The organism is Mesorhizobium sp. CO1-1-8 (assembly GCF_020164875.1).
In the GTDB taxonomy this organism is placed as follows: domain Bacteria; phylum Pseudomonadota; class Alphaproteobacteria; order Rhizobiales; family Rhizobiaceae; genus Mesorhizobium.
This window is the reverse complement of sequence record NZ_JAIUGZ010000006.1, coordinates 256188-271194: the sequence shown is the minus strand read 5'-3', so window position 1 is coordinate 271194 and position 15007 is coordinate 256188. Positions and strand designations below refer to the sequence as shown.

The 15007-nt window shown below is 63.2% G+C and carries 12 protein-coding genes; 1 reads left to right on the top strand and 11 read right to left on the bottom strand.

What is annotated here, in order from left to right:
* Positions 1-8: 8 nt before the first annotated feature.
* The 4 genes from LB558_RS14935 to LB558_RS14920 form a co-directional block, all read right to left on the bottom strand.
* Positions 9-1673, bottom strand: coding sequence for an alpha-glucosidase family protein (locus LB558_RS14935; protein WP_224698237.1), 1665 nt, complete (start codon positions 1671-1673; stop codon positions 9-11).
* A gap of 4 nt (positions 1674-1677) precedes the next feature.
* Positions 1678-2832, bottom strand: a complete 1155-nt coding sequence (locus LB558_RS14930) for a carbohydrate ABC transporter permease (protein WP_224698236.1) — start codon at positions 2830-2832, stop codon at positions 1678-1680.
* A 1-nt stretch (position 2833) separates the two neighbouring features.
* Entirely contained in the window at positions 2834-3847 is a 1014-nt protein-coding gene (locus LB558_RS14925) for a carbohydrate ABC transporter permease (protein ID WP_224698235.1), read from the bottom strand.
* Between the two features lie 228 nt (positions 3848-4075).
* On the bottom strand, positions 4076-5431 hold the full coding sequence (locus LB558_RS14920) for an ABC transporter substrate-binding protein (RefSeq protein WP_224698234.1): 1356 nt from the start codon (positions 5429-5431) through the stop codon (positions 4076-4078).
* 363 nt (positions 5432-5794) lie between these two features.
* Here LB558_RS14920 and LB558_RS14915 point away from each other — a divergent pair, with 363 nt between their 5' ends.
* Positions 5795-6817, top strand: coding sequence for a LacI family DNA-binding transcriptional regulator (locus tag LB558_RS14915; protein WP_224698233.1), 1023 nt, complete (start codon positions 5795-5797; stop codon positions 6815-6817).
* Positions 6818-6849: 32 nt separating this feature from the next.
* On the opposite strand, the gene LB558_RS14910 is transcribed toward LB558_RS14915, so the two are convergent.
* The 7 genes from LB558_RS14910 to LB558_RS14880 form a co-directional block, all read right to left on the bottom strand.
* Positions 6850-8289 carry a S8 family serine peptidase gene (locus tag LB558_RS14910; protein ID WP_224698232.1) on the bottom strand — a complete coding sequence of 480 codons (1440 nt, stop codon included), beginning with the start codon at positions 8287-8289 and terminating at the stop codon, positions 6850-6852.
* Positions 8279-8947 carry an anti-sigma factor gene (locus LB558_RS14905; protein WP_224698231.1) on the bottom strand — a complete coding sequence of 223 codons (669 nt, stop codon included), beginning with the start codon at positions 8945-8947 and terminating at the stop codon, positions 8279-8281. Before LB558_RS14905 ends, LB558_RS14910 begins: the two co-directional genes overlap by 11 nt.
* Complete coding sequence (locus LB558_RS14900) at positions 8944-9510, bottom strand: sigma-70 family RNA polymerase sigma factor (protein WP_224698230.1); 567 nt, start codon at positions 9508-9510, stop codon at positions 8944-8946. Before LB558_RS14900 ends, LB558_RS14905 begins: the two co-directional genes overlap by 4 nt.
* A gap of 303 nt (positions 9511-9813) precedes the next feature.
* Positions 9814-10653 (bottom strand): alkaline phosphatase family protein, encoded by an 840-nt coding sequence (locus LB558_RS14895; protein WP_224698229.1) that lies wholly within the window; start codon positions 10651-10653, stop codon positions 9814-9816.
* A 98-nt stretch (positions 10654-10751) separates the two neighbouring features.
* On the bottom strand, positions 10752-12341 hold the full coding sequence (locus tag LB558_RS14890; protein ID WP_224698228.1) for an ABC transporter substrate-binding protein: 1590 nt from the start codon (positions 12339-12341) through the stop codon (positions 10752-10754).
* A 183-nt stretch (positions 12342-12524) separates the two neighbouring features.
* The gene (locus LB558_RS14885; protein WP_224698227.1) at positions 12525-14180 is read right to left on the bottom strand and encodes an ABC transporter ATP-binding protein; all 1656 of its coding nucleotides are present in this window, start codon (positions 14178-14180) and stop codon (positions 12525-12527) included.
* Positions 14180-15004, bottom strand: coding sequence for an ABC transporter permease (locus tag LB558_RS14880; RefSeq protein WP_023813640.1), 825 nt, complete (start codon positions 15002-15004; stop codon positions 14180-14182). Before LB558_RS14880 ends, LB558_RS14885 begins: the two co-directional genes overlap by 1 nt.
* Positions 15005-15007 lie beyond the last annotated feature (3 nt).

Below are 15007 nucleotides of genomic sequence, written 5' to 3'. Positions count from 1 at the left end.
TTGGAAATTCAGTCGAGACGCCCGAACCAGGCGCCGTAGCCGCCAAGCTCGATGGAACCGCTGCTCGCCAGCCCCGCAAATCCATGCCCGGGCAGAGGTTGCAGCGATCGGCCGCCAAGGTCAACCTTGGCCGGACCGGCTCCCAGATTGAAGACGCAGACGATCTGCTCGTTGCCTGCGCGGCGCGTGAAAGCGACGGTATTTCCCTCACTTTCGATGAAGGTGATGTCGCCCTTGGCCAGCGCCGGATGGGCGCGCCGGAAGGTGAGGAAGCGCCGGTAATGCTCGAGCAGCGAAGCCTCGTCGCCCTGCTGGACATTGACCGCTTGCGCCAGATGCTTGGCCGGCACCGGCAGCCAGGGTTTTGCCTGGGAGAAGCCGCCATTCTTGGCGCCGCCGTCCCATACCATCGGTGTGCGGCAGCCGTCTCGGCCCTTGAATTCCGGCCAGAAGCGGATGCCGTAGGGATCCTGCAGATCCTCGAACCGCAACTCCGCTTCACCGAGCCCAAGTTCCTCTCCCTGATAGATGCAGACCGAACCACGCAACGACATCAGCAGCGCCGAGATGACCTTGAGGTAGGCGGTCGGGTCGGCCTCATTGGCGGCCCAGCGCGAGGCCGGGCGCATCACGTCATGATTGGAAAAGGCCCAGCACGACCAGCCGTCGCTGGCGACCTTGCCGAAGGATTCCAGCACCGAGCGGACCTTGCCCGCGCTGATCTTTTCCGGCGCCAGGAAATCGAAGGAGTAGCACATGTGCACGCGCTTGCCGCCGGCGGTGTAGGCGGCAACCACTTCAAGCCCGCGCTGCGAATCGCCGACCTCGCCGACCGCTGCGGTTGCCGGATATTCATCGAGCAGGGCGCGGAACCGTTCGAGGAAGCCGAGGTTCTCGGGGCGGCTCTTGTCATAGAGATGGTCCTGGTAGTTGTAGGGGTTGACCGCCGGCGCGGTCTGGTCGTTGCGCTCTTCCGGCGGCAGCGGCGGATTGTTTTCCAGGCCCTGGCTGTGGAAGTAGAAATTGATGGTGTCGAGCCGGAAACCATCAACGCCGCGCTCCAGCCAGAAGCGGGTGACGTCGAGCAATGCGTCTTGGACTTCGTGGTTGTGGAAGTTGAGGTCGGGCTGTTCGGCCAGGAAATTGTGCATGTAATATTGCTGGCGGCTGGTGTCCCATTGCCACGCCGAGCCGCCGAAGATCGACAGCCAGTTGTTGGGCGGCGTACCGTCCGGCCTAGCGTCTGCCCAGACGTACCAGTCGGCTTTCGGGTTGCTGCGGCTCGACCGGCTTTCCTTGAACCATGGGTGGTTGTCGGCGGTGTGCGACAGCACCTCGTCGATCATCACCTTCAAGCCCAGCCTGTGTGCCTCGGCGGTCAGTGCGTCGAAATCGGCCAGCGTGCCGAACATCGGATCGACATCGCAGTAATCCGATACGTCATAGCCGAAATCCTTCATCGGCGACTTGAAGAACGGCGAGATCCAGATGGCATCCGCGCCGAGTGCGGCGATGTAGGGGAGGCGCCCTATGATGCCCTTGAGATCACCGATGCCGTCGCCGTTCGAGTCCTGGTAGCTGCGCGGATAGATCTGGTAGATCACCGCGCCCCGCCACCAGTCGCGATCGACGGCGAGGTCAGGCTTCGAGCTGGCCTTCAAAGCGGATTGCATCGTCTCAGCCTCCTTTCACCGAGCCGGCAAGCAGCCCGCGGACAAAATAGCGCTGCAGCGAGAAAAACACGATCAGCGGCACAATGATGGTCACGAAAGCCGATGTCGTCAGGATCTCCCAGTCGCCGCCGCGTGAGCCCAACAGCGCGTTGAGCTTGGCGGTCAGCACGATCTGGTCTGCCTCTGTACCGAGGAAAACCATCGCCACCAGAAGATCGTTCCATACCCACAGGAACTGGAAGATGGCAAACGAAGCCAGCACCGGGAACGACAGCGGCAAGACGATCTTGACGAATATCTCGAAATCGCTGGCGCCGTCGATGCGCGCCGATTCCATGATTTCGCGCGGCAGGCCGGCAATGTAGCTGCGCAGCAGGTAGATGGCGAAGGGCAACCCGAAGCCGGTATGCGCCAGCCAGATGCCGAGGTAGGTCTTCGACGGCATGCCGAAAAAAGCGCCAACGCCATTGTAGAGTTTCAACAGCGGGATCAGCGACATCTGCAATGGCACCACCAGCAGGCCGATGATAACCGCGATCAGCAGCGCCCGGCCGGGAAACCGCATCCAGGCCAGTGCATAGGCGGCAAAGGCGGCGATCAGGATCGGGATGACGGTAGCCGGAATGGTGACGGTCAGAGAATTCATGAATGACCGTCCGATGCCTTCGGAGAACAGCACGGTTCTGTAGTTGTCGGTGGTGAATTTCGGCGGCGCCGACGAAGCATAATAGACGCGCTGGCCGCGATCGCCTTCGAACGCTTTCGGGGACTGCATGACGAAGCTGCCGTCGGCATTGAGCTGCAAGGTCACGCCGTCGCCGAGATCGGCTGAGGTGCCGGCGGGATATTGCGTCGGTGCCGCCGATTTGACGCCGAAGGCGCTGATGTCGCGCTTGGCGCCATCGCCGAAGATATTGCCCTCGAGGACGAACTTGCCATCCTTCTCGACCTGCGTCGAGGCGGGCGGGAGCCGGCCGGCTTCCGTCTGCGTGGAACTGGCGAACGAGTTCCACCAGCCCGAGGCGATGATCTGGTTCTTGTCCCGAAGCGATGAAACCAGGATGCCGAGCGTCGGTATGGTCCAGATCGCGACGAAGACGAGCACGGCGATGTGGACGCCAAAGCGGCTGGCGAAGGAATTTCCGGTCGCGACGGCCATCTCAATGTCCTCCCGTCTCTTTGTTCGCCTGGCGGATGTTCCAGACCATGATCGGAATGACCGCGATCATGATGATGATGGCGATGGTGGCGCCGCGGCCGAAATCGCCGCCGCCGCGGAACATCCAGTCGAACATCAGATTGGCCAGCACCTGGCTGTTCCACTGGCCGTTGGTCATGGTCAGCACGATGTCGAACACTTTGAGCACCAGAATGGTGATCGTGGTCCAGACCACGGCGATGGTGCTCCAGATCTGCGGCACCATGATCTTCCAGAATATCTGGAACGGATTGGCGCCGTCGATGACGGCGGCTTCCAGGGTTTCCTCGGGAATGCCGCGCAGGGCGGAAGACAGGATGACCATGGCAAAGCCGGTCTGAATCCAGATCAGGATGATCATCAGGAAGAAATTGTTCCAGAACGGCAGCGATATCCAGACCTGCGGCTGGCCGCCGAAATGCTGGATGATGGCGTTGAGGATGCCGATCTGCGTCTGGCCCTCGCCCCGATACTCGTAGATGAATTTCCAGATCACGCTGGCGCCGACGAAGGAGATCGCCAGCGGCAGGAAGATCAGGCTCTTGGCGATCGTGCCCCACCAGATCTTGTCCGTAAGCACGGCGATGATCAGCCCAAGGAAGGTGCAGGCGGCCGGCACCACCGCCAGCCAGATGATGTTGTTGAGGATCGAGTTGCGGAATTCGCGATCGCCGAACGCCCATTCATAGTTCGCCAGGCCTACGAAATTGATCCCGCTGCGATCGAGGAACGACAGCCGCAGCGTCTCGACCACCGGATAGATCAGGTAGATGGTCAGGATGATCATCGCCGGACCGACGAACAGCCATGGCCGGACCAGCCCTTGCCGGCGCAGATTGTCGATGGCCGCGGCACCCGCGACGCCGCGTGACGGGAATATCAGGTCGACCAGCCTGTTGGCGCCCCAGAAATAGGCGACGCAACCGCCGACGCCGACGATGATGACGAAAATGGCCGAGAAAATCTGAGCCGCCATGGGTCCCTCTCCCCCTGCGCATGACCCGACAAGGAATGACCTTGGTGACGGGGACCAGGCGCCGATTCAGTTGTTTGGAGCGCGTCATCGGCGGCTTGCGCACATTGCCGATCGCGCTTCATCTCAGTGCGCTCATGACGAAAGGCTGCGGCACGGGCCGCCGCTGGATCCGGGCCAGTACGGCCCGGATCCAGCGCGAGAATGGTTGGTCGTCTAAGTGCCAGCCGCCTACTTGATGGCGTCCCAGCTCTTCTGGATGTCGGTGGCGACGTCCTGTGCGGACTTGCCGCCGACCAGGTCGATCATGCCGGTCCAGAAGGCGCCGGCGCCGATCTTGCCCGGCATCAGGTCGGAACCGTCGAAGCGGAAGGTCGAGGCATTGGCGAGGATTTCGCCCTGCTTTTTCAGCGCGTCGCTGGCATAGGCATCCTTGTTGACCGACTTGAGCGGCGTCACGAAGCCGCCTTCGGCCATCCAGATCTCGTGGGCGAGCGGCATCTTCAGGAATTCGATGAATGCGCGCGCACTCTTGCTGTCCTTGGTGATCATCGCCAGCGTACCGGCGCCGAGCACCGGCGTGCCGAGTTCAGACTTGGAGGCATAGGGTGGGAAGTAGAAGAAGTCCGCGTCCTGGCCGACCTTGGTGCCTTCCGGGAAGAAGGTCGGGATAAAAGATGCCTGGTGGTGCAGGTAGCATTTCGGCGGCACCGAAAAGAGACCCTTCGGGCTGTCGCGGAAATCGGTCGCCGCAACCGCCTTGGCGCCGCCATCGACCATCTTGTCGTCGGTCGCGATCTTGCCGAAAATGTCGATGGCGTTGACCACTGCGGGGTCGTTGAACGGGATCTCGTTCTTCACCCATTTGTCGTAGACTTCCGGAGGCTGGGTGCGCAGCATCAGGTCTTCGACCCAGTCGGTCGCCGGCCAGCCGGTGGCGCCGCCGGAGCCGAGGCCGATGCACCACGGCTTGCCGCCATCGGCGATGATCTTCTTTTCGAGATCGGCGAGTTCTTCCTGGGTCTTCGGCACCTTGTAGCCGGCTTCCTCGAAATTATCCGGCGAGTACCAGACCAGCGACTTCACGTCGGCCTTGTATGGGAAGGCGAAGAAGCCCGGCTTGCCCTCCTTGTCCTTGAAGGTGCCGAGATCGACCCATGACTGGCCGGCACCGTAATTATCCTTGACCCATTTGGCGGTGTCATCACCGAGCGGCGTCAAAAGGCCCTTCGATGCCAGGTCCTGGATGAGGCCCGGCTGCGGCAGCACGGCGATGTTCGGCGGGCTGCCGGCCTGCGTGTCGATGACGATCTGCTGCTCGTAATTCTCCGAGGAGGAGTATTTGATCTCGACGCCGGTGGCTTCCGAGAAATAGTCGAGAACGCCGCGCACCAGGCCTTCGTCCTCGCCGCGCCACGGTCCGAAGATCGACAGCGTCTCACCCTTGAGGTCGACTTTCTTGAGCTCTTCGTAGTTCGCCCAGTTGAAGCGCTTGTCTTCGCCGGGCTTGAACTTCAGTTCGGCCTGCGCGGGCGCGTTCAGGGCGAACGTGGCAAACGCAGCACCCAGCAAAAGCATTTTCTTCATCGGTATTCCCTCCCAGTGGGTCTCACACACCGGACGGAACCTCCATTCCGCCCGCCGACGCCGCAGGACTGTGACTCAGTCGGAAAGGAACCGCAACCTTTCGAAGAGTCTTCCAAAGCGCTTTGGCTTTTTCGATCACGCCATCGAATAGCTAGGAAGTCAAGAGGCTGGCTAATTAATCGATTTAGGTTCGTGCATTTGCGCTCCTAAAAGTGCGCTGCAACATACTATTATGGCGATGCAGCAGCAATTTTGTTTCAAACACGCGCAAACCGCGTCTATGGTTCGGCTTCGTATGGCTCGGCCCCGGCGGCACTTGAGTCGATTCAATTTAAAAGCGCTTTGAGGGAATGGAGACCTTTCGTGAACCTCAAGCAGCTCGCCCACATGTTGGCACTTTCGCAAACCACGGTAAGCCGTGCGCTGAACGGCTATCCCGAGGTCAACGAGGAGACGCGCAGGCGTGTCATGGATGCCGCCAAGCGCCATGGCTATCGCCCCAACCCGAGCGCGCGCCGGCTGGCGACCGGCAAGACCGGCATGATCGGCTATGTCCTGCCGACCGGTGCGTCCGTCGACATCGATCCGCATTTCGTCGAGTTCCTGTCCGGCCTTGGCGACTATGCCCGCTCGCACGAGCTCGACCTTGTGCTGTCGCCGGCCGACGCCGACGACCAGGAAACCACTTACCGGCGCATCGTCGCCAACCGGCAGGTCGACGCTGTTTATATCTCCTCGCCGAGGCCGGTTGACCGGCGCGTGGCGCTGGTCAACACGCTCGGCATTCCCTTCATCGTCCATGGCCGTAGCGAAGGCTTTGATTTCGACTATGCCTTTACCGACATCGACAATGAGGGCGCCTTCCACGAGGCGGCCAGGCTGCTGATCCAGCTCGGTCATCGACGGCTGGCGCTGATCAATGGCGACGACCGTGAGACCTTCGCCATTCATCGCGAACGCGGCGTGCGCCGGGCGCTCGCCTCGAGCGGACTGACATTGAGCGAACGCCATGTCTGCTCGGTTGATATGACCGAGGAGAACGGCTATCGCGCCACCAGGCGTTTGCTGGAAGAAGGCGACGCGCCGACGGCGATCGCCTGCTCCAGCCTGATCATGGCGCTGGGCGTCGTGCGCGCCGTGCGCGACCTCGGCCTGAGCATTCCGGGCGACGTGTCGCTGATCGCCCATGATGACGTCTTCCCCTGGCTGAGGCCGGAGAATTTCTCGGTGCCGCTGTCGACGACGCGTTCATCGATCCGTCTTGCCGGCGCCCGCGTCGCCGAGCGGCTGGCGGCACGGATCTCGGGACTGGAGGAGGGCGCCCGCGGCGAGGTCTGGCCGGTTGACCTTGTGGTCAGGGGATCGGTGGCGGGGGCGCCTGTTTAGAACGATCTCCCGAAGCGCTGCAAGCGCCGACCTCACTCCTTCACCACCGCCGCCGCTTTGATGTCCAGCAGGCCGTAGCCGAAATCATTGTCGCGTCCCTTTGGGCCGAGATCCCTGGCCGTCGCCGCCAGCGCCTTCTCGATGTCGTCCGCGGTTCGGTCGGGCGCGGCATGGATGAGATTGGCGATGGCGCCGCTCACGATCGCCGCCGCGAACGAGGTGCCTGTGACCACGTCCGAACCGGCGCCGCTCGGCGCCACCATCTCGACGCCGGGCGCCGAGATGAAGACATAGGCGCCGCGATTGGCCTGCGGCATCAGCCCGTCCTTGGCGTCGGTGGCAGTCACCGCGATGACGCCGTCGAAGGCGGCCGGATAGCCATAGGGCGCCTTCGGCCCGTTGTTGCCGGCTGCGGCGACCAGCACCATGCCGAGCGCGCGGGCATTGCGGCAAGCGACGCCGAGCAAATCGTTCTTCGGCCCGACGAAGCTCATGTTGATGATTCGCACGTCCTGTTCCGCCGCCCAGTCGAGCGCCGACAGGATGACGTCCATGGTCGATTTGCCGCCCTCGAAGGCACGGGCGTGATAGATTTTTGCGCCCGGCGCCATGCCCTCCAGCGTGCCGACGCCGGCGATCAGGCCGTCGATCGACGTGCCGTGATCGCGCTTTTCGATAGGCACGTCGGGCATGGCGTCGAACTGCCCGGCAATGACGCCCGACAGCGCCGGGTTGGTGTCGTCGATGCCGGTGTCGATCACCGCGATGCGGACGTTTTCGCCGCTGGCCTGCTTGGCATCGAGCGCGATACGATCGAACGCATAGTTGACGATGCCGGCGGCCTGCTGCAGCGAATAGACATGGTTGGGCTCGCGCCGCTGGGTGCGGCCGTCGGCGGCCAATTGCGCCAAAACGACGCCGACGGGCCGGCCGTCGGGAATGCCGAAGCGCACCAGGGTGGTGCCAAGCAGCCGTGACTGGCGCTGCGAGCGCACCTGCAGGCCGAAGGAGGCGGCGATCTGCTGGACAGCGCCGGCATCGCCGTCGACGGTCACCAGCACCTCGTCGGGCACGAAATCGCCAACCACCGCGCGCGGCGGCTGAACGGCGATGAGATCGGTCGGCGAGACAATCGGGCCGCCAGGCGGGGGGCCGGCTTGAGTATCGGCAGGCGGCGTCGCAGGTGCCGGCCGTGGCGTCGGCACAGGGGTTGGAGGCGCCGCCGGGTTGGGAAACAGGTCGACGATCAGCGCTGGCAGGAAGACAGCGCCGGATTGGCCTGCGTCCGATCCGCTCTTTGTGTCATTGCCATCCTTGGCGCAGTTGGCGCCCGCCGCGTCGGTCCCGTCGCGGCAGTCGATTTTCGTCTGGTCTGGATTGGGGTCGTTGGTCTGCGCCGACGCGGGCACGGCGGCGATTGTCATCGCCGCCGCAAGCATTGCCGCAAATCGAATGACTGCCTCAGCCGCCATCAACCGGTTTCCTTCCCTCGATCACAGTCTCCGTGAAGGGCTGGGCGGCAATAAGGCTGATTTGCTTGGTGTAGTCGGCTGTGTTGGCAGCCGGGATGCCAAGCCGGAACACGCCGTCGGCGGTCGGTCCACCGATGATCTTCAGCCCGTTGCTGCCGAGGAAGGCGGAAATGTCCGACATCTTCGCATCCGGCTTGAACTTGACCAAGGCGAACGGCATTTTCGCCAGATCGTCTTGCGCGCCGGCAATCTCGAAATCATTGCCCTTGCCGCCAGGCTCGACAAACGACTGCACCATGACCAGGGCCAGCAGAACCGCGGCTGCTGCCCAGGCGACACCGACCGGCACCGCCATGAAGCGGCCCCAGGCCTGCGCCAGCCAGGACGATCCCGCCGGCTTGCGCGCAGGCCCGGCCTCGGCGTCGAGTGCCTTGGCGAAGCGGCTGAGCGCATCGGCCGGCGGCCGGATTGCTTCGTTGGCGGCGGTGGCGCCGGAGAATTCGGCTTCAGCCTCGCCAAGGGCGACAAGTGCGGCCGGATCGCTGGCCAGCCATTCCTCGACTGCTTCCAGGTCGGAACCTTCCAGCGAGCCGTTCAGGTAGAACGGCAGGAGCGTTTCCATTTCGTCGCGGCGCGACATCTTTTCAGCGGCGCTCATGGCCACCCCCTGTCGTAACCGGCGGCCTTGAGGGCCTCGCCGAGTTTCTTGCGGGCGTAGAACATCCGGGTCTTGACGGTGGCGACCGGAATGTCGAGCACCTCGCCGATTTCGCTCACCGACTGTCCGTGATAATAGGCAAGATCGATCACCACGCGGTGCTCTTCGGGCAAGGCGTCGACGAAGCGCCGCAAGGCGGCCGCCTTGTCTTCCTTCATGGTGACGACTTCCGGGGTGTCGGCGCTGTCCGGCACCGCTGCGGCGGCCTCGTCGTCGATCCAGTCTTCCTTCTTCTTGCGCAGCAAGGACAGTGCCTTGAAACGGGCTATGCCGAGCAGCCATGTCGAGACTTCGGAGCGTCCTTCGAAACCGGGCGCCTGGCGCCACAGCTCGAGAAACACTTCATTGGCGATATCGTCGGCCATCATTTCCGATCCCGTCTGGCGCGCCACGAAGCGGTAGACCCGCGCGTGGTGACGCATGAACAGGAGCCGCACGGCGGCACGGTCGCCCTTCGCGACCCGGTCGACAAGCACGCGATCGGTCTCCGTCGCTGCCGTCATGGCCGGTCGAGCCGCCTGGCTCCTGTCTGCTCTGTCGCTGATCGGCCCAAAAAGGTTCATCCTCCGCCAAGGAATTTTCGGGAGGCTAACCGAAGAGCGGGGCGGTTGCCAGAGGGTGAGGAGCGTCCCGCCGGAGGCGGGTCAATCGACAACGATTTGTCGATTGAAGTGACGAACGCCCGAAGCCATGGCGCAGGGCCGACAGGTGGATGGGCTATCACCGCCCGGCCCTTCGCAGGCTAAGGGCGTTCGAAGCTCGAAAAGCCAGGCAATTGGCTTTTCGTCCGCTACGCGGACCGCTTCTCACCCCAAAAACGGCTTGGCCTTCATCGTCTCTGGCACCGGAACACCCAGCCGGCTCAGCACCGTCGGCGCCAGCTGCAACTGGTCGAGCAGCGTGTCGGCATCCGGCCCTTTGCCAGGCCCGAAATAATACAGCGCGAAATCCTGCATCTCGTCGTCATGGCCGCCATGATGGCCACGGTCGGTCTGGCCGTGGTCGGCGGTAACCATGACCTCATAGCCGGCTTCGATCCAGCGCGGCAGGAAGGCGGCCAGCATGCCATCCATCGCATAGACGGCATGGTCCATTTCGTGGCAGTCGTGGCCGAAGCGGTGTCCCATCGAGTCCAGCGTGCAGGTGTGCAGGATGCCGTAGTCGATGCCATGGCGTTTCGTCAGCATCGTCAGCGTGGCGAACAGGTCGACATCGCTCGGCGTCATCTGGTTGCGGAGATTGTAACCGGTCATGGTGTGGAAGCGGCCATGCGTGATCGGTCCGCTTGGCTCGTCGAATTCCATGTCCTCGACCAGGTCGAACGGATAGGCGCGGAAGAATTCCGACCAGTAGGAATGGGTCACCGCCCCCGTCTTGCCGCCTGCCTTGCTGACCTCGGAGAAGATATCGGGCTGCTCGACGCGGAACCGGTTCTCGTTGGACAGGATGCCGTGCACCTGCGGTGAAACCCCGGTGTGGATCGACGCATAGCAGCAGGCCGAGGTCGACGGCAGCACCGAGCGCATCTTCCAGACGCGCGCCTCGCCCGATTGCACCCAACCTTCGAGATTGCCCATCAGCCGGCGCCAGTTCCGGTAAGGCACGCCATCAAGGATGATCAGCAGAAGCTTGGACTTGAGCGCCATGGGCTGCTCCATGCGGTTGGCGGTTGAAACGGGAACGCCGTGTGCCGTCCCGGGCACACGGCGTTCTTGAGAGATGAAATCGGACGATCAGAGTCCGCTCAAGCGTTGAGCCAGCACTCGGCAAGCGCGTAGCCGTCCATCATTTCGCCGATAGGGCTCTTGGCATAGCCACCGATCTTGTTGGTGGCGGCCGCGTCGATGAACTGGTTGAAAAAGGGCACGATCAGCCCGCCTTCGTCACGCATCATCACTGCCATATCGTGGTAGATCGCCTGGCGCTTGGCCTGATCGAGCTCGCCGCGCGCGGTAAACAGCATCTTGTCGAATTCCGGCCGCTTGAAGCGCGTGTCGTTCCAGTCGGCGGTCGAGACATAGCCGGTGGAATACATCTGGTCCTGCGTGGCGCGTCCGCCCCAGTAGGAGAGCGAGAAAGGCTGCTTGTTCCAGACTTCAGACCAGTAGCCGTCGCCGGGTTCGCGCTTGATCTCGATCTTGATGCCGGCTTTGGCGCAGGACTGCTGATAGAGCTGTGCGGCATCGACGGCGCCCGGGAAGGCGACGTCCGAGGTGCGCAGCACGATCGAGCCGCTGTGGCCTGATTTCTTGTAGGCTGCGGCCGCCTTGTCCGGATCGAACTTGCGCTGTTCGATGTCGGCGGAAAACAGTGGATAGGCCTCGTTGATCGGGAAGTCGTTACCCACCGAGCCATAGCCGCGCAGGATCTTTTCCAGCATCTCGTCACGGTCCATGGCGAGTTTCAGCGCCATCCGCAGGTCGTTGCTGTCGAAGGGCGCGGTGTCGCAGAACATGTTGAACGGGTAATAGCCCTTGCCCGAAGCGTTCTCGATGGAGACGCCGGGAATGCGCTTGACGAGATCGACCACCTTCGGCTCGACGCGGTTGATCATGTGCACCTGGCCGCCCTGCAAGGCTGCAAGCCGCGCGGTCGCATCATTGATGACGATGATCTCGACCTGGTCGGCATGGCCGGCCTTGTCGCCCTGCCAGTAATTGGCGAAGCGTTCGCCGCCATGGCGCACGCCCGGCTGGTTGACGCTGACCTTGTAAGGCCCGGCGCTGATGCCGGCATTCGGGTTGTCCTTGCCGCCATTCGGCTGGATGACGAGATGGTAGTCGGCCATCAAATAGGGGAAGTCGGCATCGGCGTCGCCGAGCGTGACGATGACTTCCTTGCCGCTCGCCTTGACGCCCTTGATGTTCTTGAGGATGCCGAGGGCTCCGGACTTGGACTTCTCGTCGGCATGGCGCTCGATGGTGGCGGCAACATCCCCCGCGCCGACCGTCTTGCCATTGTGGAACTCGATGCCGTCGCGGATCTTGATCGTCCACGTCTTGGCGTCGGCCGAAGCGCCGATCTCTTCGGCGATCAGGTTGACCAGCTTGTTGTCGGGGGTGAGGCGCACGAGATACTCGCCCCAAAGTTTGCCGAAGCTGAAGGTAACCTGGCTGAGGTTCAGCGCCGGATCGAGGCTGTTGGTGGATTCACCGCCCTGCAGGCCGGCCTTGATGATACCGCCCTTAACCGCCGTCTGGGCGAAAGCCTTGCCGGCCAGCGCCGGTATCAGGGCTGCTGACACGCCAAGCGCGGCGGCGCGCCCGAGAAAGGCGCGGCGCGATATCCGGCCTTGACCGGCGAGTTCGGCGAGATAATCGAGTTCAGTCTTCATGTCCTACCCCTGTTTAAAAGTCGTGCGAACGGCGCTCGCCCCGAAAGACGTGTGGCGTTCTAGTGTTGCATCCCGATGACGGTCGCCGGCGCCCCATGTGGCGGCCTGGTCTGACGCAATTTCCGGGGGGAAGCGCCATGCATTTCTTCCGGAGTACTGGTTCCCAGTTTTCCCGGAATTGCTTTAGTTCCCCGCGCTGGCCATGCGCCGCCCCCTGATTGCCTTTTCCAGCCAGCCGATTTCCATCTCTGGAACCGAGGAGAGCAGCAGGTCGGTGTAGGCGTCGAAGGGCGGGCTCAGCACCTTGCTCTTGGGGCCGTAGCGCACCACCTCGCCGCGATACATAACCGCGATCGAATCGGCGATCGACTTCACAGTGGCGAGGTCATGCGTGATGAACAGATAGGCGACGTTCTCCTCCTTCTGCAGCTCCAGCAGCAGCTTGAGGATGCCGTTGGCGACCAGCGGATCGAGCGCCGAGGTCACCTCGTCGCAGATGATCAGCTTCGGCTTGGCGGCAAGCGATCGGGCAATGCAGACACGCTGTTTCTGGCCGCCGGAAAGTTCGGCCGGGTAGCGATCGGAAAAGCCCTTGCCCATCTCGATCTTGTCGAGCAGTTCGGCGACGCGTCTGTCGCGTTCGCGGCCGCGCATGCCGAAATAGAACTCCAGCGGCCGCCCGATGATGGTGGCGACGGTCTGGCGGGGGTTCATCGCCACGTCGGCCATCTGGTAGATCATCTGCAACTGGCGCAAATCCTCCTTCGGCCGGTCGGCCAGCCGGTTGGCCAGCGGACGTCCGTCGAACGTCACCGTGCCCGCTTCGGGTGGCAAAAGCCCGGTGATGGCGCGTGCCAGCGTCGATTTGCCGGAGCCTGACTCGCCGACGACGGCCAGTGTCTGACCCGGATAGATGTCGACCGAGACGTTCTTCAGCACCTTGATGTCGCTGCGGCCATAGGCGGCGGTGACGTTCTTCACCGACAGGAACGGCGTCGTACCGGGCTTCTGCTCCTGGTGTTCGATCTCATGCACCGAGACCAGCGCGTTGGTGTATTCCTGGCGCGGCTCCTTGATGATCTGGCGGGTGCCACCCCATTCGACCAGCCGGCCATGGCGCAGCACCATGATCTCGTCCGACACCTGGGCGACGACGGCAAGGTCGTGGGTGATGTAGAGCGCCGCGACATGGGTGTCGCGAATGGCGTCCTTGATCGCCGCCAGCACGTCGATCTGCGTCGTCACGTCGAGCGCCGTTGTCGGCTCGTCGAAGACGATCAGGTCGGGTTCCGAGCACAGCGCCATCGCCGTCATTACCCGCTGCAGCTGGCCGCCGGAGACCTGATGCGGGAAGCGCTCGCCGATGGTTTCGGGGTTGGGCAGGCTGAGCTTCTTGAACAGCGCAATCGCGCGCTTCTCGGCCTCGGCACGCGTCGCCGTGCCGTGCAGCAGCGTGGCTTCCACCACCTGGTCCATCAGCCGGTGCGCCGGGTTGAAGGCCGCTGCCGCCGACTGCGCGACATAGCAGACCTCGCGGCCGCGTAATTTGCGGAAGCCGTCCTTGCCGCCCTTGAGTATGTCGCGGCCGTTCAGGATGACCTCGCCGCCGGTGATGCGCACGCCACCGCGGCCATAGCCCATCGACGACAGGCCGATGGTCGACTTGCCGGCCCCGGATTCGCCGATCAGGCCGAGCACCTTGCCCTTCTCGAGCGTCAGCGAGACATCGTGCACCAGCACGATGTTCTTCGGCGGCTCCCCGGGCGGGAAGACGGTGGCCTCGATGCGCAGATTGCGGATGTCGAGCAGCAGGCCAGGTTTCGCTTTGCTGTCGGCCATCACCCGCGTCCTCCCTTGAGGCTTGTCGTCCGGTTGAGCACCCAGTCGGCAACCAGGTTGACGGAAATCGCCAGCAGGGCGATCGCCGCCGCCGGGATGAGTGCGGCCGCGATGCCGAAGACGATGCCGTCCTTGTTTTCCTTGACCATTCCGCCCCAGTCGGCGTCCGGTGGCTGCACGCCAAGGCCGAGGAACGACAGCGTCGACAGGAATAGCACCGCGTAGATGAAGCGCAGGCCGAGTTCGGAAACCAGCGGCGACAATGCGTTGGGCAGTATTTCGCGGAAGATGATCCAACCGCTGCCCTCACCACGCAGTTTCGCCGCCTCGACATAGTCCATGACGTTGATGTCGACGGCGACCGCGCGCGACAGGCGATAGACGCGGGTCGAATCCAGAATGCCCATCACCAGGATCAGCGTCACCAGATTGGTCGGCAGCACGGACAGCACGACGAGACCCATGATCAGGGTCGGGATCGACATCAACAGATCGACGAGGCGCGACAGCAGCGTATCGAACCAGCCGCCGAAGACGGCCGCCGAGAAGCCGAGGATGGCGCCGAGCGAGAATGACAGCGCGGTGGCCAGCACTGCGATGAACAAAGTGATACGGGCGCCGTAGATCATGCGCGAAAGCAGGTCGCGGCCGAGATTGTCGGTGCCCAGCAAATGGGCGGCCGACATCGGTTCCCAGACATCGCCGACGATTTCGCCGTTGCCGTGCGGCGCGATCCAGGGGGCGAAGACCGCCGCCAGCACGAACAGTGCCGTCAGCACGATGCCGATCAGCGCGGGGATGGGGATGCGTTTGATATCGAGCATATC